Origin of the sequence: Mesorhizobium sp. YC-39 (genome assembly GCF_025753795.1) — a bacterium.
Lineage (GTDB): Bacteria > Pseudomonadota > Alphaproteobacteria > Rhizobiales > Rhizobiaceae > Mesorhizobium.
Genome location: NZ_JAOWPS010000001.1, coordinates 1,038,467 through 1,060,780 on the forward strand (window position 1 = coordinate 1,038,467; position 22,314 = coordinate 1,060,780).

The window sequence follows — 22,314 nt, forward strand, 5'->3', positions numbered from 1 at the left end:
TGCCGGCGGACGCGCCGCATGAGCGTGGCTGAGAACCAGGCGACGGCAGAACGCGGCGGTACCCGTGCCGTCGCTGTTCTGTCGTCGATCGGCCGCTTCCTGGTCATTGCGGTGACCACATATCTCGGCCTTCTCGCGGTGACCTTCTTCATCGGCAGGGTTATCCCGATCGATCCGGTGCTGGCAGTGCTCGGTGACAGGGCGCCGGCCAACGTCGTCGAGCGCACACGCCGCGAGATGGGGCTCGACCTGCCGCTGATCGAGCAGTTCTATATCTATGTGAAGAATGCCCTGAATGGGGATTTCGGCACCTCGGTGCTGACCACCAACCCGGTCATGACCGACATTCGCCGCGCCTTCCCAGCAACCATCGAACTGGCGACGCTGGGTACGCTGATCGGCTCGGTCATCGGCGTGCCACTCGGCGTTCTGGCCGCGGTCAGGCGCGGCAGCCTCATCGACCAGATCGTGCGCATCATCGGCCTGATCGGCTATTCCGTACCGATCTTCTGGCTGGGCCTGCTTGGGCTTGTGCTGTTCTACGCCAAGCTGCAATGGGTCGCCTTCCCGGCGCGGCTTGATGTCGTCTACGAATACACCTTTACGCCGATCACCGGCTTCTATCTTCTCGACGCGGCGATGCAGGGGCAATGGGATGTCTTCTACGACGCCTTTCGCCACATCATCCTGCCGGCCTCGTTACTCGGCTATTTCTCGCTCGCCTATATCAGCCGCATGACGCGCTCGTTCATGCTGAACGAGCTTTCCCAGGAATACATTGTCGCGGCGCGCGCCAAGGGCCTGTCGGAAAGACGCATCGTCTGGGCCCATGCGCTGCGCAACGCCGCGGTGCCGATGGTCACCGTCATCGCACTGTCCTATGCCGGTCTGCTCGAAGGCTCGGTGCTGACCGAGACGGTGTTCTCGTGGCCGGGCATCGGCCTCTACATCACCAATTCGCTGCAGAACGCCGACATGAACGCCGTACTCGGCGGCACCATCGTCATCGGCTCGGTCTTCATCGCCATAAACCTGTTCTCCGACCTGCTCTACCGGGTGCTCGACCCAAGGACCAAGGTCGAATGAGCACGGAGGTCGTCCAGAGCCGCCGCGACTGGCTGCTCAGCGAGCGGCCGGCCTCGCGCATGCAGGCCAGGCTCGGCCGCGCCTACGTGACCTGGCGGCGCTTTTCCGCCAACCGGCTGGCGTTTGTCGGCCTGCTGATCATCATCGCGCTGCTGTTGGTCGCGGCTTTCGCCGACGTGCTGGCGCCCTATTCGCCGACATTTGGCGACCTGAAGGGTTCGCGCTTGCTGGCGCCCAGCGCCGCCCACTGGTTCGGCACCGACGACCTCGGCCGCGACATCTACTCGCGCATCATCTATGGCTCGCGCTGGACGCTCTACGTCGTCATCCTGGTCGCCGTCATCGCGGCACCCATTGGCCTGTTGGTCGGAACTGTCGCCGGCTATGCCGGCGGCTGGACCGATGCGATCCTGATGCGCATCACCGACATCTTCCTCGCCTTCCCGAAGCTGATCCTGGCGCTGGCCTTCGTCGCCGCACTCGGCCCCGGCATCGAAAACGCAGTGCTCGCCATCGCCATCACCTCGTGGCCGCCTTACGCCCGCATTGCGCGCGCCGAGACGCTGACTGTGCGCAACTCCGATTACATCAAGGCAGTGCAATTGATGGGCGCTTCACCGTTCCGCATCGTGCTTCGCCATATCATGCCGCTCTGCATTTCCTCGCTCATCATCAGGGTGACGCTGGACATGGCCGGCATCATTCTGACCGCCGCCGGCCTCGGCTTCCTCGGTCTCGGCGCGCAACCGCCGCTGCCCGAATGGGGTGCGATGATCGCTTCAGGCCGCCGCTTCGTGCTCGACCAATGGTGGGTGGCGGGTGCGCCGGGCTTCGCCATCCTCATCGTCAGCCTTGGTTTTAATCTGCTCGGCGACGGCCTGCGTGACGCGCTCGATCCTCGGAGCGGCGACCAATGAGCGGCAAGACGTTGCTGGAGGTCGAGGACCTGCGCATCAACTTCCCGACGCGCATCGGTCAGGTCCAGGCAGTGCGCGGCGTTTCCTTCTCGCTCGGCCGCGAGCGGCTGGGCATTGTCGGCGAGAGCGGCTCCGGCAAGTCGCAGACCGGTCGTGCCATCATGGGCCTGACGCCACCGCAAGCGGAGGTGACGGCCAAGACGCTTGCTTTCGACGGTATCGACCTGCTTGCCGCGCCGCCGCGCGAACGCCGGGCGCTGCGGGGAAAGCGCATCGCCATGATCCTGCAGGATCCGAAATATTCGCTCGATCCGGTGATGAGCATTGGCCGCCAGATCGTCGAGACGCTGCGCACGCATGAGAGGGTCTCCAAGGCGGAAGCCCGCGACCGCGCGCTCGCCATGCTGGAAGCCGTCCAGATTCGCGATCCCGCGCGGGTTTTCGATCTGCATCCGCACGAGGTTTCCGGCGGCATGGGGCAGCGCGCCATGATCGCCATGATGCTGATCGCCGGGCCGGAGATGATGATCGCCGACGAGCCGACCTCGGCGCTCGACGTCACCGTGCAGCTCGACGTGCTCGGCATCCTCGACAGGCTGGTCAGCGAGCGCGGCATGGGGCTGATCTTCATCTCGCACGACCTGCGCTTGGTCTCCTCCTTCTGTGACCGGGTGATCGTCATGTATGCCGGCAAGGTGGTCGAGCAACTTAAGGCGTCGGAGCTCCGCGACGCCCAGCATCCCTACACGCGCGGCCTGCTCAACTGCATGCCCAGGATCGGCTTCGAACGCCACCCGCTGCCAGTGCTCGACCGCAAGCCGGAGTGGGCGGCATGAATGCGGCGCTTTCCGTAGACGGCCTGGAGGTGATCTTCGACCGCTTTCGCGCGCTTAAGGGCGTCAGCCTCGAAGTCAGGTCAGGCGAGTCCTATGGACTCGTCGGGGAATCCGGTTCCGGCAAGTCGACGCTGCTGAGGGCAATCGCCGGCTTGGCGCCCATCGCCTCCGGCAGCATCACCGTCAACGGCAAGACCCTCGGCAAGAATCGCGACAAGGCCTTCTACCGCGAGGTGCAGATGGTCTTCCAGGATCCCTACGGCTCGCTGCATCCGCGCCAGACCGTCGACCGCCTGCTGCAGGAGCCGCTCGCCATCCACGGTTTTGCCGACGGCGAGAAGCGCATCATACGCGCGCTGGACGAGGTGGGCCTCGGAACCGGCTTCCGCTTTCGCTATGCGCATCAATTGTCAGGCGGCCAGCGCCAGCGCGTCGCGATCGCCCGTGCACTCATCCTGGAGCCGTCGATCCTGTTGCTCGACGAGCCGACCTCGGCGCTCGATGCCTCGGTGCAGGCGGAAGTGCTCAACCTTCTGGAAGAGGTGCGGCGGCGGCGCAAGCTGACCTTCCTGATGGTCAGCCACGACCTCGCCATCATCACCCATATGTGCGAGCGGCTGATGGTCATGCAGAGCGGCGAGGCGATCGAGAATCTCACGGCGAGCCAGCTTGTCGGGCACCGTGTGGCCAAGGATTATACACGCAACCTCCTCAGAGCGAGCGAGGGGTTCGTGCGGACGGCGCGAGCCGACTGAGGCCGCGTTGCTTTTGGGAAAGAGACCTGTCTTGTGAGCTGGCACGTCGAGGCCGAACGACAGGCCCAATCGCCTGCCGCCGGTGCCAACTTGAGGAAAACATGAAATAAGGTCAGAACAGTCTCAGCAGTCATCCAAACGAGAACGGGCGCCGCCCGGCGAGGGGCAAAAAATGAAGAACGCAGCCATTTCCGAACGCAAGAACCAGTCGATCTCGCGCGGCGTCGGCATGACCACGCAGATCTATGCCGACCGCGCCGAGAATTCGGAGATCTGGGACGTCGAAGGCCGCCGCTATATTGACTTCTCGTCCGGCATCGCCGTCGTCAACACCGGCCACCGCCATCCCAGGGTGATCGGGGCGGTCAAGGCGCAGCTCGACCGTTTCACCCACACCTGCCACCAGGTGGTGCCCTATGAGAGCTATGTCAGGCTGGCCGAACGGCTGAACGCCATGCTGCCGGGCAAGTTCGACAAGAAGACTATTTTCGTCACCACTGGCGCCGAGGCGGTGGAGAACGCCATCAAGATCGCCCGCAACGCCACCGGCCGTCCGGCGGTCATCGCCTTTTCCGGCGGCTTCCATGGCCGCACCTTCATGGGCATGGCGCTGACCGGCAAGGTCGTGCCCTACAAGGTCGGCTTCGGCGCTATGCCGGCCGACGTTTTCCATGCACCGTTCCCGGTGGCGCTGCACGGCGTTTCCGTAGCCGACTCGCTGGCGGCACTCGACCGGCTGTTCAAGGCTGATGTCGACCCGGCCCGTGTCGCCGCCATCATCGTCGAGCCGGTGCAGGGCGAGGGCGGCTTCTACGAGGCGCCGCGCGACTTCATGACGGCGCTGCGCAAGATCTGCGACCAGCATGGCATGCTGTTGATCGCCGACGAGGTGCAGACCGGCTTTGCCCGCACCGGCAAGATGTTCGCCATGGATCATCACGAAGTGGCCGCCGACATTACCACCATGGCCAAGAGCCTGGCCGGCGGCTTTCCTCTGGCGGCGGTCACCGGCCGCGCCGAGATCATGGATGCGCCGAACCCCGGCGGGCTCGGCGGCACCTATGGCGGCAGCCCGATCGGCGTCGCTGCAGCGCATGCCGTGCTCGACGTGATCGACGAGGAAAAGCTCTGCGACCGCGCCAATGCGCTGGGCGCCCGGCTGAAGCAGCGGCTGCAGTCGTTCCGCGACGACGTGCCCGAGATCGTCGATATCAGAGGTCCGGGCTTCATGAACGCGGTCGAGTTCAACGACGTCAAGAAGGGCCTGCCCTCGGCGGAGATCGCCAATGCGGTCCGGCTGAAGGCGCTCGACAAGGGGCTGATCCTGCTCACCTGCGGCGTCTACGGCAATGTCATCCGCTTCCTTGCGCCGATCACCATCCAGGACGGCGTCATGAACGAGGCGCTCGACATTCTGGAAAGCTCGATCCGCGAGGTCCGCGCCGCGTGATTTTCTAGCCCGCAGCTCTTGCCGGCTCATCCTGTTGGAATGCGGCGAGCGCCGCCTTCAGCGCGTCGGGTCCCGCCGCGACCGTCTGCGGCGGCGGCGAGAAGCCGGCGCCGAGCATCTTGCGGCCCAGCATATGGTCGCCGGGACGGTTGACCGATTCGATGCCGAGCAGCCGGTTTGCGGCATAGTGATAGATCGAGAACTTGTTCTCGCCGAGGTCGCCCAGCACGACATGGCTGTCGCCGCCCGAGGTCAGGCCGACCATCTGCAGCTTCATGTCGCCAATGTCGGACCAGAACCACGGCACTGCCGTAAAGGCGTCCGCATGGCCGAGAATGGTGCGCGCGGCAAGCCGCGCCTGGTCGGTGGCGTTCTGCACCGATTCCAGCCGCACATCCGCGCCGGTGAACCAGTGCCGGTAGGACGCGGCATCGCCGATGGCGAGGATTTCGGGCACTGAGCTGCGCATCTGCGGGTCGACGCGGATGCCGTTGGCGATCGCGATGCCGGCGGCTTGCGCCAGTTCGACGTTCGGCACCACGCCGATGCCGATGATCACCATTTGCGCCGGGAGCCTTTCGCCGGACGACGTCACCGCCGCCGAGACGTGGCCGTTTTCCCCTTCCAGCCGGGCAATTGTGGTGCCGGTGAGGATGCGCGCGCCTGCCGCTTCCAGCCGCTGCCGCACATGGCTGGCGATGACCGGCGCCACCGCCCGGCCGAGCAGCCGGTCGACGGCTTCGACAACGGTCACCTTGCGGCCGGCTGCTTTGAGCGTCGCGGCGATTTCCAGCCCGATGAAGCCGCCGCCGAGGATGACAACATCCTCACTTTGCGCGCTCAGTTCGCGGATCAGCCGCGCGTCGGCGAGTGAGCGCAGCGACACCACGCCGGAAAGATCGGCACCCGGCAACGGCAGCATGCGCGGCCGCGAACCGGTCGCCAGGATCAGCCGGTCGAAGGGCAGCGCGCCGCCGCCCGATAGCTCCAGCCTCTGGGCCGCGGCATCGATGCGGTCGACCTTGATGCCGGGCCGGTAATCGATGGTGCTGCCGGCGTAGAAGGCCTCACCACGCAGCGGCTGTGGTTTGGCTTCCTGGTCCTTGATGAAAGTCTTCGACAGCGGCGGCTTGTGGTAGGGCAGCTCGTTCTCATCACTGACCAGGATTACGGGTCCGTCGTAACCCTCCTCGCGCAGGCTGGCGGCCGCTTGCACGCCCGCGTGACCCGCACCGACAATGACCACACCGTTCTTCATCGCAGCCCAATTTTCTCATTCGATTCTAGGACGTTCCGCGACATGGCGATTGTCTGGCGCCGCCGCAAGAGCCCTGGTCCGGGTCGCACCCGGAATGGCCGCCTGTCAATCGGGATCTCACGGCAAACCTGGAGCATGAGGCAATTTAAAGTTGATATTTGCAGTTTAGAATTATTCTAAACTGTTGTTTCAATTGATTTTTCTCTCCGGTGCCAGTTGACTTCGGGCGCCTTCATCGTGTTATGGAAGCTTGCGCGTCAAGCGCATCCCTTTGATGTCTGGGCCTTGAACCCTTTCGATTGGAGGCATTTCGGTGTCTTTCTTACGCGAACCGCGCAATGGCGCGGCGTCTCTTGCCTTTGACGGCATGCGAATGCCTTGGGGCCGGTTGGCGCGTGCGCCTTTTACTGAATTTCCAAGAAACTGGAGAACGATGATGACAGTACGCAATGGCAGCAGGCTGGCTGCGATCTGCGCTACCGCTATGTTGACGGCGGCGGTGTTCGTGCTGCCGGCCAAGGCCGAAACCGATGCCAAGGCAGTCATCAAGACCTATTCCGACATCGCGCTGGCCAAATATGAGGATTCGCTGACCACCGCCCAGGCACTGGACAAGGCGGTCGACGCGCTGCTCGCCAAGCCGTCGGTGGAAACGCTGAACGCCGCCCGCGAGGCCTGGAAAGCATCGCGCGTTCCTTACCAGCAGACCGAGGTCTACCGCTTCGGCAACAAGATCGTCGACGACTGGGAAGGCAAGGTGAATGCCTGGCCGCTGGATGAGGGCCTGATCGACTATGTCGCCAAGAGCTACGGCACCGAGTCCGATGCCAATTCGCTCTACACCGCCAATGTGATCGCCAACAAGGAGATTGAGATCGACGGCAAGAAGGTCGATGCCTCGAAGCTGACGCCTGAATTCCTCTCCGGCACGCTGCAGGAGGCTGGCGGCATCGAAGCCAACGTCGCCACCGGCTATCACGCCATCGAATTCCTGCTCTGGGGCCAGGACCTGCACGGCACAGGCCCGGGCGCCGGCGAGCGGCCCTATACGGACTACGACCTTGCCAACTGTACTGGCGGCAATTGCGACCGCCGCGCCGAGTACCTGAAGTCGGCGAGCGACCTGCTGGTTTCCGACCTGCAGGACATGGTCAATGACTGGAAGGAAGGCGGCGCCGCCCGCAAGAACCTCGTCGACGGCGAACCCAATGCCGGCATCTCGACCATCTTCACCGGCATGGGCTCGCTGTCCTATGGTGAACTGGCCGGCGAGCGCATGAAGCTCGGCTTGCTGCTGCACGATCCGGAGGAAGAGCACGACTGCTTCTCCGACAACACCTACAACTCCCATCTCTATGACGCCGTCGGCATCCGCGCCGCCTATCTCGCCAGCTACACGCGCCTCGACGGCACGGTCGTTTCCGGGCCTTCGGTGCACGACATGGTCAAGGCGGCGGATCCGGCGATCGACAAGGAACTGTCGGACAAGCTGGATGTCACTGTCGCCAAGATGGAGGCGATCAAGGCGCGGGCGGTTGCCGGCGAGGCCTATGACCAGCAGATCGCCGAAGGCAACACCGAGGGCAATGCCACCGTGCAGGCGGCGATCGACGCCCTGATCGACCAGACCAAGTCGATCGAACGCGCCGTAGGCTCCTTGAAACTCAATGCCATCGCCTTCGAGGGCTCCGACAGCCTCGACGCGCCGGACAAGGTGTTCCAGTAAGACGTCAAAACAATACCAGCCACACGGCGCCGAGGAACGCCGTCAGCCAGAGCAAATGAATGCTGATCTGCCATTGCAACATCATCACCGAGAAGGAGATTGAGCAGACGATCGTCGGGCTGCTGGATCAGGATCCCTGGCAATTAATCGTGCCGGCGAAGATCTATCATGCCATGCAGAAGCGCGGTCGCTGTTGCGGCTGCTTCCCAAATGTGGTCGAAACGATCATTCGGGTAACCGAGAACTACCACGCCCGTTCGGAGGCGAGCGGCGTGGATATCGTTTCACACCTGGATCGCGTCAGAGGCCTGCGCATCCAATACGGGAGCAGAACCCATGAAGGGCGAAAAGCAGATCATCGAGCGGCTTAACGAGGCTCTGTTTCTGGAGCTTGGTGCCGTCAATCAGTACTGGGTGCATTTCCGGCTGTTGGAAGACTGGGGATACGCCAAGCTGGCAAAGAAGGAACGCGCGGAATCGATCGAGGAGATGCACCATGCCGACCGGCTCGTGGCCCGCATCATCTTCCTCGAAGGCCATCCGAACCTGCAGTCCGTGGCGCCGCTGCGCATCGGGCAGAACGTCAAGGAAGTGCTCGAATCCGATCTTGCCGGCGAATATGACGCACGCACCGCCTACAAGCGGTCGCGCGAAATTTGCGAAGAAGCAGGCGACTACGTGTCGATGAAACTGTTCGAGGATTTGCTGTCCGACGAGGAAGGTCACATCGACTTCCTCGAGACGCAGCTCGACCTGCTCGCCTCGATCGGCGAGGAAAAATACGGCCAGCTCAATGCCGCATCGGCGGACGAGTCGGAGTAAGGACATGCGGGAATGCGGCGCCCCCTAGCATTCTTGCGCCGCTTGCGGCGGGCCCGGAATTGCGGCCTGCCGTCCCCCCAAGACCCGCGATCTGGATTGCTTCGCGGGCTTTCGCTTGCCGTTTTGGCGTCGTTTGCCGCCTCGGCACTGGCCGGCCCGCCGGAACCTGCGGGCCTAGCCGCCAGCCGCACCGATCTGACGCCGAAGGATCTGGCGCGCGTCATCGCCGTCACCAGGCCGACCGCAGATTTTTCCAAGCCCGAGCAATTCGAGTTGATGCAGGGCGGTGCCGGCACGTCGCGCAAGGACGTCAACCGCGACGCCTTTTCCCAATTCTCCGCCAACATCACCTTCGAGGAAGAAGGCACGTTCAAGCTCGGCAACGCCCTTTTCCGCAAGAACTGGGTGTCGTCGCCCTCCTCGACGCAGGCATCGGACGGGCTTGGCCCGCTGTTCAACGAACGGGCTTGTCAGAATTGCCATCTGAAGGACGGCCGCGGCCATCCGCCCGAAGGCGACACGCGCACCACCTCAATGTTCCTGCGGTTGGCGCGCGATGCGAGCAATGAGGAGGAGAAGGCAGCACTTGCCGACCACAAGGCGCTCAATTTCCCCGATCCCGTCTACGGCTCGCAACTGCAGGAACTGGCGGTGCCTGGCCTCAAGGGCGAAGGCAGGATGCATGTCGACTATCGGGAACAGAAGGTAACGCTCGGCGACGGCTCCGTAGTGTCGCTGCGCAAGCCGACCTATTCCGTCGACGGCCTTGGCTATGGCCCGCTCGATCCGCGCACCACGCTGTCGCCGCGCCTGACGCCGCCGATGATCGGCCTCGGCCTGATCGAGCAGATCGCGCCGGCCGACATCGTTGCCCATACCGATCCGGATGACCGCGACAGCGACGGCATTTCCGGCAGGCCGAACATCGTGCGTGACAGCCAGAGCGGCGAGCTGACGCTCGGCCGCTTTGGCTGGAAGGCGCAGACGCCATCGATCCGCGAGCAGGCGGCGGACGCATTCTCGGGCGACATTGGCATCTCGACGCCCGAAATGCCGAAAAGCGAGGGCGACTGCACCGCTGCCGAAAAGGCATGTCTTGCCATGCCGAACGGTGTGCAGAAGCGCCTCGGTCCGGTCGAGGCGCCGCCGCCGGTCATGGACCTCGTCACCTTCTACTCGCAAAACCTTGCCGTGCCGGCGCGGCGCGATCTCGATACGCGGCAAGTGCTCGCCGGCAAGAAACTGTTCTATGACATGGGCTGCATTTCCTGCCACACGCCGAAATTCGTCACCCGTCGCGGCACACCCAACAAGGCGCAGGCCTTCCAGCTGATCTGGCCCTATTCCGACTTCCTGCTGCACGACATGGGGCCGGATCTGGCCGATGGGCAGGCTGTGGGCGAGGCGACGGGCAGCGAATGGCGCACCCCGCCACTATGGGCCATCGGCCTGACACAGACGGTCAACGGCAACAATTTTTTCCTGCATGACGGTCGCGCCCGCACCTTGGCCGAGGCCATCCTTTGGCATGGTGGCGAGGCACGGAAGGCGCGCGACCGCTTTGCCGCCGCCGATGCCGCCGACCGCGATGCACTGGTCAAATTCCTGGAGTCGCTCTGATGCTGAAACGTTCCGCGCTGGTTCTTGTTGTTCCATTGGCTTTGCTGGGCGTCTTCCCGGCGTCGGCTGCGGTGAAGGCCTCCGACGTCATCCAGCGGGCAATAGACGGCTTCGTCCGTCCAGCCTATGCCAGCCTGCATCAGCACGCTGAAGCCTTGACCAATTCGATGCGCAGTCTCTGCACCGCGCCCTCGCAAAAGGAGCTCGATGCGGCGCGCGCCGAGTTCTCGGCCACGGTCGATGCCTGGTCGGCGGTCGAGATCATCGGTTTCGGGCCGATCAAGGAGAACAACCGGCTGGAACGCATGCTTTACTGGCCTGACCGCAAAAGCATCGGCCTGAAGCAGGTACAGGCGGCCTTGGCCGGGAAGGATCCGAGCGCCACCGATCCGGTACAGCTGGCGGGAAAAAGCGTCGCCATGCAAGGGCTCGGTGCCTTGGAATTCGTGCTTTACGGCGATGGCGCGGAAACGCTCGCCGGCAAGGACGATCCCTATCGTTGCGCCTATGGCGCGGCTGTCGCCGGCAACATCGAAACCATGGCCGGCGATGTCAGCGACGCTTGGAACAAGCCAGACGGCTTTGCCGCGCTTTGGGCCAATCCGGGGCCGCAAAATGCGCTCTACCGTGACGGCACCGAAGCGGTGACCGAACTGGTCGGCGTCTTCATCAATGAGCTGGAAATGGTCCGCGACGTGCGCCTGAAAGGGTTCTTCGGCGGCAGTCCGGAGGCCGACAAGCCGAAGCAGGCGATCTACTGGCGGTCCGGGAACACGACGCGTTCGCTGGCCGGAAATCTGTCGGGGATGGATGCGCTGTTCCAGGCCTCGCGACTTGGCGACGCGCTGCCGCCCGACGCGCGCTGGATGGCGGAATCGATCCATATCCAGCTCGTCAACGGGGCCGCCGACGCCTCGGCCGTCGAAGGCCCGATCGCCAAGGCGCTCGTCGACCCGGCGCAGCGGCAGAAGCTCGATCATTTCTCGCTGGTGACATCCAGCCTGACGACGCTGATCGGCACCAGGCTGACCACTGAATTCGGCCTGACCGCCGGCTTTTCGTCGCTGGATGGGGACTGATCATGATCCCGAAACGGCGTCGACTTTTTGGGCGAGTTATTTGGCGCGGAAGTTTTGACAGGCCGGACGCGCTTGCGTTGACGGATCGCACACTTTGGAGATTGGCCGAAACGCCGCCCATCGCTTCGTCATCCTGGGGCGGAGCAAGGAGCGAAGCGACGCGGCGCAGACCCCAGGATCCATGCCGTGACTTCAGAGCGTTGCTTCGGTGCAGAATTCTGCTCCGCCGCACTCTTCGGCTGAGATTACGGCATGGATCCCTGGGTCCCCGCGACGGAGCTTCGCTCCTGCTTCGCCCAAGGATGACGAAGTTAGGTAGGCTTCAGCCAATCCCGAACGTCAGCGATGATCCATTCAAACGATCGCTAGGTACTGGATGCCAAGAAGCCCTCCGATCTGTCAAAATCACAGTGTCGAGGAACGAGATCATGCCCTTGAGGATCATCTCTTGAGGACTCCGCTGATCGACCGCCGCGATTTCCTCAAGGCCGCAGGCGCGGGTTTTGTCGCGGCGATGACGCCGTCGGCCTGGGCAATGACGCTTGGCACGGATGCCGTTTTCGCCACCGCCTTCGTCAAGCGTGACGGCAGCTACGGCGCCGCCATCCTGTCCGAGGCCGGCAAGCTTCTGCATGCGATCGACCTGCCCGACCGTGGCCATGACGTCACCTTCGATCCGGTGTCGAAGCGCTCGGTGGTCTTTGCCAGGCAGCCTGGCACTTTTGCCGTGGTCTTCGATCACATCGGCAGCAACACGCCGCTCACCATTGCCAGCATCCCCGGCCGGCATTTCTTCGGCCATGGCGCGTTTTCGACCGACGGTGCGCTGCTTTACGCCACCGAGAACGATTTCGACAACGCCGCCGGCGTCGTCGGCGTCTACGACGCGCGCGAAAAATTCAAGCGTGTAGGCGAGTTCCCGACCTATGGCATGGGGCCGCACGAGCTTCTGCTGATGGGCGACGGCCGAACGATTGCCGTCGCCAATGGCGGCATCGAGACCCATCCGGACTACGGCCGCGCCGAACTCAACATCGCTACAATGAAGCCGTCCTATGTGCTGGTCGACCGACTAACCGGCGACCTCATCGAAAAGCACGAACTGCCGGCCGCACTTCATCAACTGTCGATCCGCCACATGGATGCCGACCAATCCGGCACGATCTGGTTCGGTTGCCAGTACCGGGGACCGGGCACCGATCGTCCGCTGCTGGTCGGGCGCGCCGCGCGCGGCAAGGAATTGCAATTGCTCGACATGCCGCAGGACGTACTCTCGGGCTTCAGGAATTATATCGGCTCGGTCGCAGCTAATCCCGCCGCCGGCACTGTCGCCGTGTCCTCGCCCGAAGGAAATTCACTGGCTATCCTCGACACAGCCAGCGGTCGCATCCTTGCCACCAGCGCACTGGTCGAGGTCTGCGGCGTGGCGCCGGATGGAAAGAGCTTCATGGCAACGACTGGCACGGGCGAAATCGTCGAAGCGGGCGGCGCGACGCGCTCGGAGCCGGACTATGTCTGGGACAACCACATGTTACGCATCGAGCAGGTCGCGTAGCTCTTGATCACCTGACAGTCACGCTCGTTGAACGTTACCTTCAGCGAGGTCGAAGCGAAGCCGTCAAACGATTTATGCATTATCCCCTTGCGGGGACCGGCCATGGCAGGCAGAGGGGAACCACTGTTTTTCGAACCCATGCCCCAACCGGCCGCCTCATGAAGTTGCTTGCCATCGACTGTGCCGCCAATCTTTGCGCCGCCTGCGTCTACGACACTGCGGCCGGCAAAGAGCTTGGCCTTTCGGTGCTCGATCTCGGCAAGGGCCATGCCGAGCATCTGATGGCAGTCATCGATGAGGCCCTGAAAGCCGCTGGAACCAGCTATGCCGGCCTTGGCGCCATCGCCGTCTCAATCGGCCCGGGCTCCTTCACCGGCCTGCGCGTTGGCGTGTCGGCGGCGCGCGGACTGGCGCTGGCGCTGAAAATTCCAGCCATCGGGGTGACGACGCTGGAAGCCTTGGCGGCGGAGGCGGTGACGACATTTCCCGGCCGCGCGGCGCTCGCCGCCCTTGACGCCGGGCGCGAGGAAATCCACGCGGCATTTTACGACGAAGGCTCGGTTCTGCGCTATGGTCCGGCGGTGGTCACGCTTTCGCAAGCCGTCGCCATAGCGGCTGATCGTTCTCCGGTTCTTGCCGGCACGGCGGCAACGCAGATCGCTGCGTCGGCGGGCCGCACCTTCGACATCGGCCCGACAAGCGCCACTGCCGACATCGCCATCTATGCCCGGCTGGCGGCCGCCAAAGGTGAGGGCGAAAAGCCAAAGCCGCTTTATTTGCGCGGAGCCGATGCAAAGCCTCAGGCCGGGTTCATTTTACCAAGGCAGACAAACTGATGCGCATTCCTTTTCTCCAGCCGCGCCGCAGGGATTATGTGCTCGAACCGCTGACCATTGCTGACAGCCCGGCCGTTTCCGTGCTGCATAGCGAGGATTTTGTGCGCCCCTGGACAGATGGCGAGTTCGCCGCGCTGCTCGAGCAGGACACCGTGTTCGGCTACGCTGCGCGCGAGACCGGACAGGGCGGCAAGCCGCCGGTCGGCTTCGTGCTGGCGCGGTTGGCGGCCGGCGAGGGCGAGATACTCACTGTCGCGGTGGCGCGTTCCCACCGCCGCCAGGGGCTCGGCTGGCAATTGATGGATGCCGTGCTGCGCGAACTGCATGCGCAGCGCGCCGAAGCGCTGTTCCTCGAGGTCGACGAGACCAATGTCGCCGCAATCGCGCTTTACCGGCGGCTGGGCTTCCGCCAGGTCGGCAAGCGCGCCAATTACTATAGATCGCCGGAGCACGGCCCCACCGGCGCGCTTGTCATGCGCCGCGATCTTCGCTAGCGCAGGCCCGAAGGTGGACGCGCGTCGTTCTAGAGCAATTCCAGGAAAAGTGTGAAGCGGTTTTCCCGGGAAAAACGCGTAGCGCTTTCCCTAGGGAATTGCGTGAAAACAAAGAGATGGAGCGGTTCAGCGTTTCCGTGAAACGATGAACCGCTACTAGAAGCCGGGGCAGGGCCAGGACCGCATGATCGGAAAAATCAGGATTTTCCTGGCGATGGGCCTCGTCATCGCCGGCTCACTGATCCTCGTGCCGTTGCAGATGCTGTCGATGAAGACCGGTTGGTGGCCGGAAACATTCATCCTCAAGATCTGGCACAGGCTGATCATCAGGGCGCTGGGCATGCGCATCCACGTCAAGGGTGCGCTATCCGACAAACGTCCGTTGCTGGTTGCGTCCAACCACATCTCCTGGACCGACATCATGGTGCTCGGTTCCATGGTTGATGTGAAGTTCATTGCCAGGGCCGACATGGAAGGGTGGCCGCTGGTCGGCATGCTGTCGAAGCTGCAGCGCACCGTCTTCATCGAGCGCGAGCGCAAGCGTTCGTCGGGCGATCAGGCGAGCGAGATCGCCAACCGCATGGCCAAGGGCGACGCCATGGTGCTGTTCGCCGAAGGCTCGACCGGTGACGGCAACATGGTGCTGCCGTTCAAGAGCACCCTGTTCGGTGCCGCTTCGATGGCGATCTCCGAAGGCGCGGCGGAACAGGTCTTCATCCAGCCGGTGGCGATCGTCTATACGCGGCTGCACGGGATGCCGCTTGGCCGCCGGCATCGGCCGATCGCCGCCTGGATCGGCGATGAGGATCTGATGCCGCACCTCAAGGTGCTGATGGCGCAAGGCGGGCTCGACGTCGAGGTGCATTTCGGCGAGCCGGTTGCCTTTTCCAAGGGCTCCAACCGCAAGGAAACGGCAAGGCTGATGGAAAGCCAGGTGCGTAATATGATGCGGTTGGCGCTCGCCGACCCGCGCCCAAGCCGGTGAGCGGGAACAGTATCAGCCAGAATCGTCTGTTTTTTATCACCAAAAGGCGTTAGAAGCCGCCGCATGGACTTGAACACGACAGAGCGGGACGACATCGACATTGCCGCCGAATCTGCGGTTATGCCGTCTGCCGTGGCCAAAAAGGTCTTCGTCAAGACCTATGGCTGCCAGATGAACGTCTATGATTCGCAGCGCATGGCCGATGCGCTGGCGGCTGACGGCTATGTGGCGACCGATGCCATCGGCGAGGCCGATCTGGTGCTGCTCAACACCTGTCACATTCGTGAAAAGGCGGCCGAAAAGGTCTATTCCGAGCTCGGCCGCATCCGCGAGATGAAAGCCGAACGAGCCCAGGCCGGGCGCGAGATGCTGATCGGCGTTGCCGGCTGCGTCGCGCAGGCCGAGGGGGCCGAGATCATTCGCCGCTCGCCGGCCGTCGATCTGGTCATCGGTCCGCAGACCTACCACCGTCTGCCCGATGTCCTGGCACGGGTGCGCGGCGGCGAAAAGATCGTCGAGACCGATTACGCCATCGAGGACAAATTCGATCATTTGCCGCAGCCCAGGCGCGCCGAGATCATCAAGCGTGGCGTCACGGCGTTCCTCACCGTGCAGGAAGGCTGCGACAAATTCTGCACCTTCTGTGTCGTGCCCTATACGCGCGGTTCCGAGGTTTCAAGGCCGGTCGCGCAGATCGTCGCCGAGGCTGAACGGCTGGCGGCAGCCGGCGTGCGCGAGGTGACGCTGCTTGGCCAGAACGTCAATGCCTGGCATGGCCAGGGCGAAAGTGGCGAGGAATGGGGCCTTGGCCGGCTGCTGTTCAGGCTGGCCGAGATCCCCGGCCTGATGCGGCTGCGCTACACCACCAGCCATCCGCGCGACATGGATGACGAGCTGATCGAAGCCCACCGCGACCTGCCAGCGCTGATGCCTTATTTGCATCTGCCGGTGCAATCGGGCTCGGATCGCATCCTCAAGGCGATGAACCGCAGGCATACGGCGAAAGACTACCTGACGCTGCTCGACCGTATCCGTGCCGCGCGGCCGGATATCGCGCTTTCCGGCGATTTCATCGTCGGCTTCCCCGGCGAGACGGAAGCGGATTTCGAGGCGACGATGGAACTGGTGCGCGAGGTGAATTATGCCTCGGCCTTCTCGTTCAAATATTCGCCGCGCCCCGGCACACCGGGTGCCGAGATGGCCGACCACGTGCCGGAAGCGGTCAAGGATGAGCGTCTGCAGCGGCTTCAGGCGCTGCTTTTGCAACAGCAGCAGGATTTCGGCTTGAGCCTGGTCGGCAGCACCATCGATACACTGATCGAGAAGCCGGGCCGCCAGGCCGGCCAGAAGGTCGGCCGCTCGCCCTGGCTGCAGCCGGTTATTGTTGATGAAAAGGCCGGCGAAATCGGTGACATTATCCAGGTACGAATCACGAAAACGGGCTACAACAGCCTGTTCGCCGAATTGGCCTGAGGGTCTCGGCAGATGAGGAGAGACGGTTGAGCGCTGCGGAAGTGAAGAATCTGCCCCAGAATCCACCTTCAGGGGCCTCTGATATGGCGCACATCGTTCTGACTTTCGACAACAACAAGCTTGCCAGCGCCCTATACGGCCAGTTCGACGAGAACCTCGCCAGGCTCGAGCAGAAGCTCGGCGTCGATATCCGCTCGCGCGGCAACCAGTTGACCATCAAGGGGTCCGCCTCCGCCGCCGAGCAGGCGCGGCGCGCCCTGGATAATCTCTACGGCATTCTTCAGAAAGGCGTCGACATCGGCCAGTCGGATGTCGATGGCGCCGTGCGCATGGCGATCGCCGCCGACGATCAACTGACGCTGCCGACGCTGGAGCGCAAGGGCAAGGTGTCCGCGGCCCAGATATCGACGCGCAAGAAGACGATCTATGCCCGTTCGCTCAACCAGGACGCCTATATGCGCGCGCTGGAGCGGTCCGAGCTTGTCTTCGGCATCGGCCCGGCCGGCACTGGCAAGACCTTCCTGGCGGTGGCACATGCGGCGATGCTGCTGGAACGCGGCATGGTCGAGCGCATCGTATTGTCGCGCCCCGCCGTCGAGGCCGGCGAGCGGCTTGGCTTCCTGCCCGGCGACATGAAGGAGAAGGTCGATCCGTATCTGCGGCCGCTCTATGACGCGCTTTACGACATGATGCCGGCCGACAAGGTCGAGCGCGCGATTGCCGCCGAGGTGATCGAGATCGCGCCACTGGCCTTCATGCGCGGCCGCACGCTGGCGCACGCCGCGGTCATCCTCGACGAGGCGCAGAACACCACGCCGATGCAGATGAAGATGTTCCTGACCCGCCTCGGTGAAAATTCCCGCATGATCGTGACCGGCGATCCGACACAGATCGATCTGCCGCCAAACACCAAGTCGGGTCTGGTCGAGGCGCTGAGAATCCTCGACGGCGTCACCGGCATGGTGACGGTTCGCTTCAACGAAGGCGATGTCGTCAGGCACCCGCTGGTCGCCGAGATCGTCAAGGCCTACGACCGCGACGGCAAGCTGGCCCGGGGTCTGGACGCCGAAAGTTGACGATGCGGCCGCATGGCTGAGAGCAAAAGAGCGGGTGGCGAGAACAATGCGGTTCCCGTCGACATCGACATATCGGTCGAAGCGGGAGACTGGCCCGATGAGGCCGCGCTGACGCGGCTGGTCGATCGCGCCGTGTTGGCCGCCTTTGCCGAGACCGGCGTTGCCGGCCGCTCCGAACTCAGCATCCTCTTTTGCGACGACGCCCATATCCGCGGTCTCAACGCCAACTGGCGCGGCAAGGACAAGCCGACCAACGTCTTGTCTTTCCCGGCTTTTCCTTTTCACAAGGGCGGTCCGCTGCCGCCGATGCTGGGCGACATCGTGCTGGCCGCCGAGACGGTCGCCCGCGAAGCGACCCTGGAAGACAAGTCCTTGGAGAACCATATCACCCATCTCGTCATCCATGGCCTGCTGCATTTGTTGGGCTACGATCACGAGACCGACGTCGAGGCCGAGGAGATGGAAGCGATCGAGCGCTCAGCACTTGCGAGGCTTGCCATTCCCGATCCCTACGCGTAACTAAAAAGACCAATTGACCGGACGACGATGAACGACAAACCAGAAACTGCCGCCCGCCCCGACGCCGGCAGTGCGACCAAGCCTTCCGAAACGGCGGAAGAGGGCTCGAGTCCGAGTACCACGACCGGCAGCATCGCCAGCGAGCCATCGCCTGCCGGTCCTTCCCTGTTCGATCGCGTGCTCGGCCTGTTCAGGCAGCGCAATGGCACCAGCCTGCGCGAGGAGATCGCCGGCGCGCTCGCCGAGACGACGAGCGACGCGGAATCTTTCTCGCCCGGCGAGCGGGCCATGCTCAACAACATCCTGCGTTTGCGCGAAGTGCGCGTCGAGGACGTCATGGTGCCGCGCGCCGACATCGAGGCGGTCGAGATCACCACGACGCTCGGCGATCTTCTGGGGCTGTTCGAGCAGTCCGGCCATTCCCGCATGCCGGTCTATTCCGAGACGCTCGACGACCCGCGTGGCATGGTCCACATCCGCGACGTGCTGGCCCACATCACCAAGATCGCCCGCGTCAAGAAGGGCAGGACGACCAGGAAGACGCCGGTCGCGACGGTTCTCGATCTCGCCAAGGTCGATCTCGCGCGCACCATCGGCGACCTGAACCTGATCCGCCCGGTGCTGTTCGTGCCGCCGTCCATGCTCGCCTCCGATCTCATGGGGCGCATGCAGACGACGCGCACCCAGATGGCGCTGGTCATCGACGAATATGGCGGCACCGACGGCCTCGCTTCGCTGGAGGACATCGTCGAGATGGTCGTCGGCGACATCGAGGACGAGCATGACGACGACGAGCCGATGATCACCCAGACCGGGGAGGGCGTGTTCGTCGTCGATGGCAAGGCCGAGATCGATGAGGTCACCAAGATGATCGGCGAGGATTTCGCCGCCGGCGAGCATGGCGAATATGTCGACACCATCGGCGGCATGATCTTCAACACGCTCGGCCGTGTTCCGGCCCGCGGCGAGGTGGTGCAGGCTATACCCGGCTTCGAGTTCCATGTGCTGGATGCTGATCCGCGCCGGGTCAAGCGCGTGCGCATCGTGGAGACCCAGAAAGGCGAACGCCGTCGGCGCGCCGCCCGCGCCGAACAAGCCTGAGAAACGGCCGCCGTGACAGCCGACGACCCGTTCAGGCACTCGGTCCTTGGTTCGGGGATTTTCTACAAAGATCCGCGGGCTGCATTGGTCTGGCTTGAAAAGGCCTTCGGCTTCCAGCCGAGCATGATTGTCAGTGAGGTTGATGGCAGGCTCGTCCATGCCGAGATGCGTTTCGGCGATGGCTATGTCATCGTCGATTCCGAATGGGCCGACCACGTCGCCAGCCCGGCTTCGCTTGGCGGCAAGAACACGCAGTCGGTCTATGTGCGCCTGAAAGACGGGATAGACACCCATTGCGAGCAGGCGCGGGCGGCGGGAGCGGAGATCGTCCAGGAACCCGCCGACCAGTTCTACGGCGAACGGCAATACCGGGCGCGCGACCCCGAGGGCCATGTCTGGACCTTCACGCAGACCATACGCTCCGTTCCACGCGAGGAGGCCGAACAACTGAGCGGCCTGCGGATCGAGGGCTGGCACCGATAGTGGCTGAATTCAGCAATAAGCGACAATGGGTGGGAACGCTTTCCGGTTCTGCCCTAGCCGGTCCTTGTGAGCGCCATTTGCAATCTACCAAAAAGGGCACCGGCGATCGCGGAAATTGCGACACTTGGAATAGCTGCAACAGCAAGTACGCCAGTTAAGTCGGTGTAGTGTTCCCACGCATTAGGCGGTGGCGTCGAAAAGAGCGCCAAGCTGCCCCACAAAACAACATTCAGGACAGCGCAACCGACAAAAACCGGCGACCCATGCCCATTTGGCGTGACGTCTGAGCGAATAAAAGGAAACGAAAACGCCTAGAACGAGCAACCCTGGACCATGACTTACACAAAAAGCAGGCCAAAAATCCAACGCGCTAAGGCCTCCGTTCCAAGGCCGGACCAGCGCGAGCAACAGGAGTGCACTTGGGACGGAAACCACCAGGATGCCGAGAAAGCCGTAGAGAATCGAGTATCGCTTCAATCGAGTTATGCCTCCTGTAGCGATCAGCACCATGACATCCTGGCCAGAACCTGCAAAGGGCCATGAGTTGAAACTCAAGCCGGGCAGACCCGAGGTCGGCGCCGTTTGGTGCGCGGGCCGCTCCCTGATAAATCTTGCTTCCTGATTCGCGCGACTCGGGAAGTGTGCATGGAGCGCCTGGCCGGCCGGATAATTCTGCTATGGGGTTGGCGGCGCGCACTGGTGGCGTTCCTTGCCGGGGCGCTGGCGGTTCTTGCCCAGGCGCCTTACGACTTCTTCGCCGTCTGTTTCATCTCGTTTCCGCTGCTGGTCTGGCTGCTCGACGGCGCGACCGGTGAAGCGTCCGATGGTTGGCTCAGGCGTCTGCGGCCGGCCTTCGCCATCGGCTGGTGGTTCGGCTTCGGCTATTTCCTCGCCGGCCTGTGGTGGATCGGCCAGGCACTTCTGGTTGAGGCCGACAGCTTCGCCTGGGCGCTTCCCTTCGCCGTAGTCGGAATTCCACTGGCGCTCGCCTTCTTCTACGGCTTCGCGACGGTGGTCGCCCGGCTGCTGTGGAGCAACGATATCGGCCGCATCGCCGCCCTTGCCTTCGGCTTCGGCCTGGCGGAATGGCTGCGTGGCTTCCTCTTCACCGGCTTTCCGTGGAATGCAATCGGCTATGCCGCGATGCCGGTGCCCTTGCTGATGCAGAGCGTATCGGTGACCGGCATGGTCGGCATGAACGCGCTGGCAGTCTTCGTTTTTGCTTTGCCGGCTTTGCTTGTGGCACGCCGGCATGTGCGCCTGGGTGCGGCACTGCTTGTTCTCCTCGTGGCGGCTCATGTCGGCTTCGGCTATGTCAGGCTTGCTGCTCCGGAGAAGCCGGCCGAGCGGAACCTCGATGTCCGTATCGTGCAGCCGGCCGTCGATCTCTCGGAGAAGTGGGACGCTTCGGTGCGCGATCGCATCTTTGCCACCATGATGGGGCTCTCGGCCAAGACGCCCGAGCCTGGCCATGACAAGCCGCAATTGATCCTGTGGCCGGAAACCTCCGTGCCGTTTCTTCTGACCGAACGTCCCGATGCACTGACCGCGCTGGGAGATATGCTCGGCGACGGCCAATTGCTGATCGCTGGCATCGTCCGGGAGGAGGGCGGCTCGGCCGCGAGTGCCGACGCCCGCTACTACAATTCCGTGGTAGCCATCGACGACAAGGGAGAAATCGCTGACGCCGTCGACAAGGTTCACTTGGTGCCGTTTGGAGAATATCTGCCTTTCGCCGGATTGCTCGGCCGTTTCGGGCTCGAGCAACTGGTCGCCGGACCGATGAATTTCGCTGCCGGCAATGAGCGGCATCCGATCACGCTTCCCGGCGGCATCCGTGCACTTCCGTTCATTTGCTATGAAGTCATCTTTCCCGATCTGGTAGCTGTTGACGCTACGTCAGCCGAGCTTATTGTGAACGTAACGAACGATGCGTGGTTCGGGGACACGCCTGGCCCCTACCAGCATTTCAGACAGGCGCAGGTTCGTGCGGTGGAGAACGGGGTGCCCCTCTTGCGCGCAGCCAATAACGGCATTTCCGCTGTGGTCGATCCGCGCGGACGCATCGTCGACGCGCTGGCGATCGACGCGCGCGGCGCCATCGATGTCCGCGTGCCGATTTCCAATCAAGCCATCGTCTCCTCCGGTCAAAGACGCTTTAACGGAATGCTGATCATGTTGCTGCTTGCCCTTGCGGCATGCGCATTGAATGTAAGGCAAAGGCTACGGGTGAATTGACAGTC

Annotated in this window: 21 protein-coding genes; 20 read left to right on the forward strand and 1 reads right to left on the reverse strand. The window is 63.4% G+C overall.

Annotation, left to right across the window (positions count from 1 at the left end):
- Positions 1–18 precede the first annotated feature (18 nt).
- The 5 genes from OHD62_RS04955 (at position 19) to OHD62_RS04975 (ending at position 5,044) form a co-directional block, all read left to right on the forward strand.
- Complete coding sequence (locus OHD62_RS04955; protein ID WP_263781320.1) at positions 19–1,086, forward strand: ABC transporter permease; 1,068 nt, start codon at positions 19–21, stop codon at positions 1,084–1,086.
- Positions 1,083–2,003, forward strand: a complete 921-nt coding sequence (nikC, locus tag OHD62_RS04960; protein ID WP_263781322.1) for a nickel transporter permease — start codon at positions 1,083–1,085, stop codon at positions 2,001–2,003. The genes OHD62_RS04955 and nikC overlap by 4 nt, the downstream gene beginning before the upstream one ends.
- The gene (locus tag OHD62_RS04965; RefSeq protein WP_263781323.1) at positions 2,000–2,839 is read left to right on the forward strand and encodes an ABC transporter ATP-binding protein; all 840 of its coding nucleotides are present in this window, start codon (positions 2,000–2,002) and stop codon (positions 2,837–2,839) included. The genes nikC and OHD62_RS04965 overlap by 4 nt, the downstream gene beginning before the upstream one ends.
- Positions 2,836–3,594 (forward strand): ABC transporter ATP-binding protein, encoded by a 759-nt coding sequence (locus OHD62_RS04970; protein WP_263781324.1) that lies wholly within the window; start codon positions 2,836–2,838, stop codon positions 3,592–3,594. The genes OHD62_RS04965 and OHD62_RS04970 overlap by 4 nt, the downstream gene beginning before the upstream one ends.
- Before the next feature lie 172 nt (positions 3,595–3,766).
- Positions 3,767–5,044, forward strand: a complete 1,278-nt coding sequence (locus OHD62_RS04975; RefSeq protein WP_263781325.1) for a 4-aminobutyrate--2-oxoglutarate transaminase — start codon at positions 3,767–3,769, stop codon at positions 5,042–5,044.
- A gap of 4 nt (positions 5,045–5,048) precedes the next feature.
- Here OHD62_RS04975 and OHD62_RS04980 read toward each other — a convergent pair whose 3' ends face one another.
- On the reverse strand, positions 5,049–6,302 hold the full coding sequence (locus tag OHD62_RS04980; protein WP_263781326.1) for an NAD(P)/FAD-dependent oxidoreductase: 1,254 nt from the start codon (positions 6,300–6,302) through the stop codon (positions 5,049–5,051).
- A gap of 436 nt (positions 6,303–6,738) precedes the next feature.
- Between OHD62_RS04980 and OHD62_RS04985 the strand changes: the two genes are divergently transcribed.
- From OHD62_RS04985 to lnt, 15 genes are all read left to right on the forward strand, one after another.
- Positions 6,739–8,028 carry an imelysin family protein gene (locus OHD62_RS04985; protein ID WP_263781327.1) on the forward strand — a complete coding sequence of 430 codons (1,290 nt, stop codon included), beginning with the start codon at positions 6,739–6,741 and terminating at the stop codon, positions 8,026–8,028.
- Positions 8,029–8,087: 59 nt separating this feature from the next.
- Positions 8,088–8,399 carry a (2Fe-2S)-binding protein gene (locus OHD62_RS04990; protein ID WP_006338010.1) on the forward strand — a complete coding sequence of 104 codons (312 nt, stop codon included), beginning with the start codon at positions 8,088–8,090 and terminating at the stop codon, positions 8,397–8,399.
- On the forward strand, positions 8,365–8,850 hold the full coding sequence (bfr, locus tag OHD62_RS04995; protein WP_006338009.1) for a bacterioferritin: 486 nt from the start codon (positions 8,365–8,367) through the stop codon (positions 8,848–8,850). The genes OHD62_RS04990 and bfr overlap by 35 nt, the downstream gene beginning before the upstream one ends.
- A 12-nt stretch (positions 8,851–8,862) precedes the next feature.
- Positions 8,863–10,470 carry a di-heme oxidoredictase family protein gene (locus OHD62_RS05000; protein ID WP_263781330.1) on the forward strand — a complete coding sequence of 536 codons (1,608 nt, stop codon included), beginning with the start codon at positions 8,863–8,865 and terminating at the stop codon, positions 10,468–10,470.
- Entirely contained in the window at positions 10,470–11,549 is a 1,080-nt protein-coding gene (locus OHD62_RS05005) for an imelysin family protein (RefSeq protein ID WP_263781331.1), read from the forward strand. Before OHD62_RS05000 ends, OHD62_RS05005 begins: the two co-directional genes overlap by 1 nt.
- 448 nt (positions 11,550–11,997) lie before the next feature.
- Positions 11,998–13,104: a DUF1513 domain-containing protein gene (locus OHD62_RS05010; protein ID WP_263781332.1), complete on the forward strand. Its 1,107-nt coding sequence runs from the start codon at positions 11,998–12,000 to the stop codon at positions 13,102–13,104.
- 158 nt (positions 13,105–13,262) lie between these two features.
- On the forward strand, positions 13,263–13,940 hold the full coding sequence (tsaB, locus tag OHD62_RS05015) for a tRNA (adenosine(37)-N6)-threonylcarbamoyltransferase complex dimerization subunit type 1 TsaB (protein ID WP_263781333.1): 678 nt from the start codon (positions 13,263–13,265) through the stop codon (positions 13,938–13,940).
- Positions 13,940–14,434, forward strand: a complete 495-nt coding sequence (gene rimI, locus OHD62_RS05020) for a ribosomal protein S18-alanine N-acetyltransferase (protein WP_263781334.1) — start codon at positions 13,940–13,942, stop codon at positions 14,432–14,434. The genes tsaB and rimI overlap by 1 nt, the downstream gene beginning before the upstream one ends.
- A gap of 184 nt (positions 14,435–14,618) precedes the next feature.
- Positions 14,619–15,419: a lysophospholipid acyltransferase family protein gene (locus OHD62_RS05025; protein ID WP_263781335.1), complete on the forward strand. Its 801-nt coding sequence runs from the start codon at positions 14,619–14,621 to the stop codon at positions 15,417–15,419.
- A 120-nt stretch (positions 15,420–15,539) separates the two neighbouring features.
- The gene (gene miaB, locus OHD62_RS05030; protein WP_263782297.1) at positions 15,540–16,892 is read left to right on the forward strand and encodes a tRNA (N6-isopentenyl adenosine(37)-C2)-methylthiotransferase MiaB; all 1,353 of its coding nucleotides are present in this window, start codon (positions 15,540–15,542) and stop codon (positions 16,890–16,892) included.
- A gap of 83 nt (positions 16,893–16,975) precedes the next feature.
- Positions 16,976–17,968 (forward strand): PhoH family protein, encoded by a 993-nt coding sequence (locus OHD62_RS05035; RefSeq protein ID WP_245437063.1) that lies wholly within the window; start codon positions 16,976–16,978, stop codon positions 17,966–17,968.
- A 12-nt stretch (positions 17,969–17,980) separates the two neighbouring features.
- Positions 17,981–18,487, forward strand: a complete 507-nt coding sequence (gene ybeY / locus OHD62_RS05040) for an rRNA maturation RNase YbeY (protein ID WP_263781336.1) — start codon at positions 17,981–17,983, stop codon at positions 18,485–18,487.
- A 27-nt stretch (positions 18,488–18,514) separates the two neighbouring features.
- Positions 18,515–19,588 (forward strand): hemolysin family protein, encoded by a 1,074-nt coding sequence (locus OHD62_RS05045; protein WP_006337986.1) that lies wholly within the window; start codon positions 18,515–18,517, stop codon positions 19,586–19,588.
- A 12-nt stretch (positions 19,589–19,600) separates the two neighbouring features.
- The gene (locus tag OHD62_RS05050) at positions 19,601–20,071 is read left to right on the forward strand and encodes a VOC family protein (protein WP_263781337.1); all 471 of its coding nucleotides are present in this window, start codon (positions 19,601–19,603) and stop codon (positions 20,069–20,071) included.
- Positions 20,072–20,716: 645 nt separating this feature from the next.
- The gene (gene lnt / locus OHD62_RS05055; RefSeq protein WP_263781338.1) at positions 20,717–22,309 is read left to right on the forward strand and encodes an apolipoprotein N-acyltransferase; all 1,593 of its coding nucleotides are present in this window, start codon (positions 20,717–20,719) and stop codon (positions 22,307–22,309) included.
- The last annotated feature ends 5 nt before the right edge of the window (positions 22,310–22,314 follow it).

Coding starts and splice junctions, on each gene's coding strand:
- OHD62_RS04955 (WP_263781320.1), top strand. CDS start 19: ATGAGCGTGGCTGAGAACCAGGCGACGGCAGAACGCGGCGGTACCCGT.
- nikC (WP_263781322.1), top strand. CDS start 1,083: ATGAGCACGGAGGTCGTCCAGAGCCGCCGCGACTGGCTGCTCAGCGAG.
- OHD62_RS04965 (WP_263781323.1), top strand. CDS start 2,000: ATGAGCGGCAAGACGTTGCTGGAGGTCGAGGACCTGCGCATCAACTTC.
- OHD62_RS04970 (WP_263781324.1), top strand. CDS start 2,836: ATGAATGCGGCGCTTTCCGTAGACGGCCTGGAGGTGATCTTCGACCGC.
- OHD62_RS04975 (WP_263781325.1), top strand. CDS start 3,767: ATGAAGAACGCAGCCATTTCCGAACGCAAGAACCAGTCGATCTCGCGC.
- OHD62_RS04980 (WP_263781326.1), bottom strand. CDS start 6,302: ATGAAGAACGGTGTGGTCATTGTCGGTGCGGGTCACGCGGGCGTGCAA.
- OHD62_RS04985 (WP_263781327.1), top strand. CDS start 6,739: ATGACAGTACGCAATGGCAGCAGGCTGGCTGCGATCTGCGCTACCGCT.
- OHD62_RS04990 (WP_006338010.1), top strand. CDS start 8,088: ATGCTGATCTGCCATTGCAACATCATCACCGAGAAGGAGATTGAGCAG.
- bfr (WP_006338009.1), top strand. CDS start 8,365: ATGAAGGGCGAAAAGCAGATCATCGAGCGGCTTAACGAGGCTCTGTTT.
- OHD62_RS05000 (WP_263781330.1), top strand. CDS start 8,863: ATGCGGCGCCCCCTAGCATTCTTGCGCCGCTTGCGGCGGGCCCGGAAT.
- OHD62_RS05005 (WP_263781331.1), top strand. CDS start 10,470: ATGCTGAAACGTTCCGCGCTGGTTCTTGTTGTTCCATTGGCTTTGCTG.
- tsaB (WP_263781333.1), top strand. CDS start 13,263: ATGAAGTTGCTTGCCATCGACTGTGCCGCCAATCTTTGCGCCGCCTGC.
- rimI (WP_263781334.1), top strand. CDS start 13,940: ATGCGCATTCCTTTTCTCCAGCCGCGCCGCAGGGATTATGTGCTCGAA.
- OHD62_RS05025 (WP_263781335.1), top strand. CDS start 14,619: ATGATCGGAAAAATCAGGATTTTCCTGGCGATGGGCCTCGTCATCGCC.
- miaB (WP_263782297.1), top strand. CDS start 15,540: ATGCCGTCTGCCGTGGCCAAAAAGGTCTTCGTCAAGACCTATGGCTGC.
- OHD62_RS05035 (WP_245437063.1), top strand. CDS start 16,976: ATGGCGCACATCGTTCTGACTTTCGACAACAACAAGCTTGCCAGCGCC.
- ybeY (WP_263781336.1), top strand. CDS start 17,981: ATGGCTGAGAGCAAAAGAGCGGGTGGCGAGAACAATGCGGTTCCCGTC.
- OHD62_RS05045 (WP_006337986.1), top strand. CDS start 18,515: ATGAACGACAAACCAGAAACTGCCGCCCGCCCCGACGCCGGCAGTGCG.
- lnt (WP_263781338.1), top strand. CDS start 20,717: ATGGAGCGCCTGGCCGGCCGGATAATTCTGCTATGGGGTTGGCGGCGC.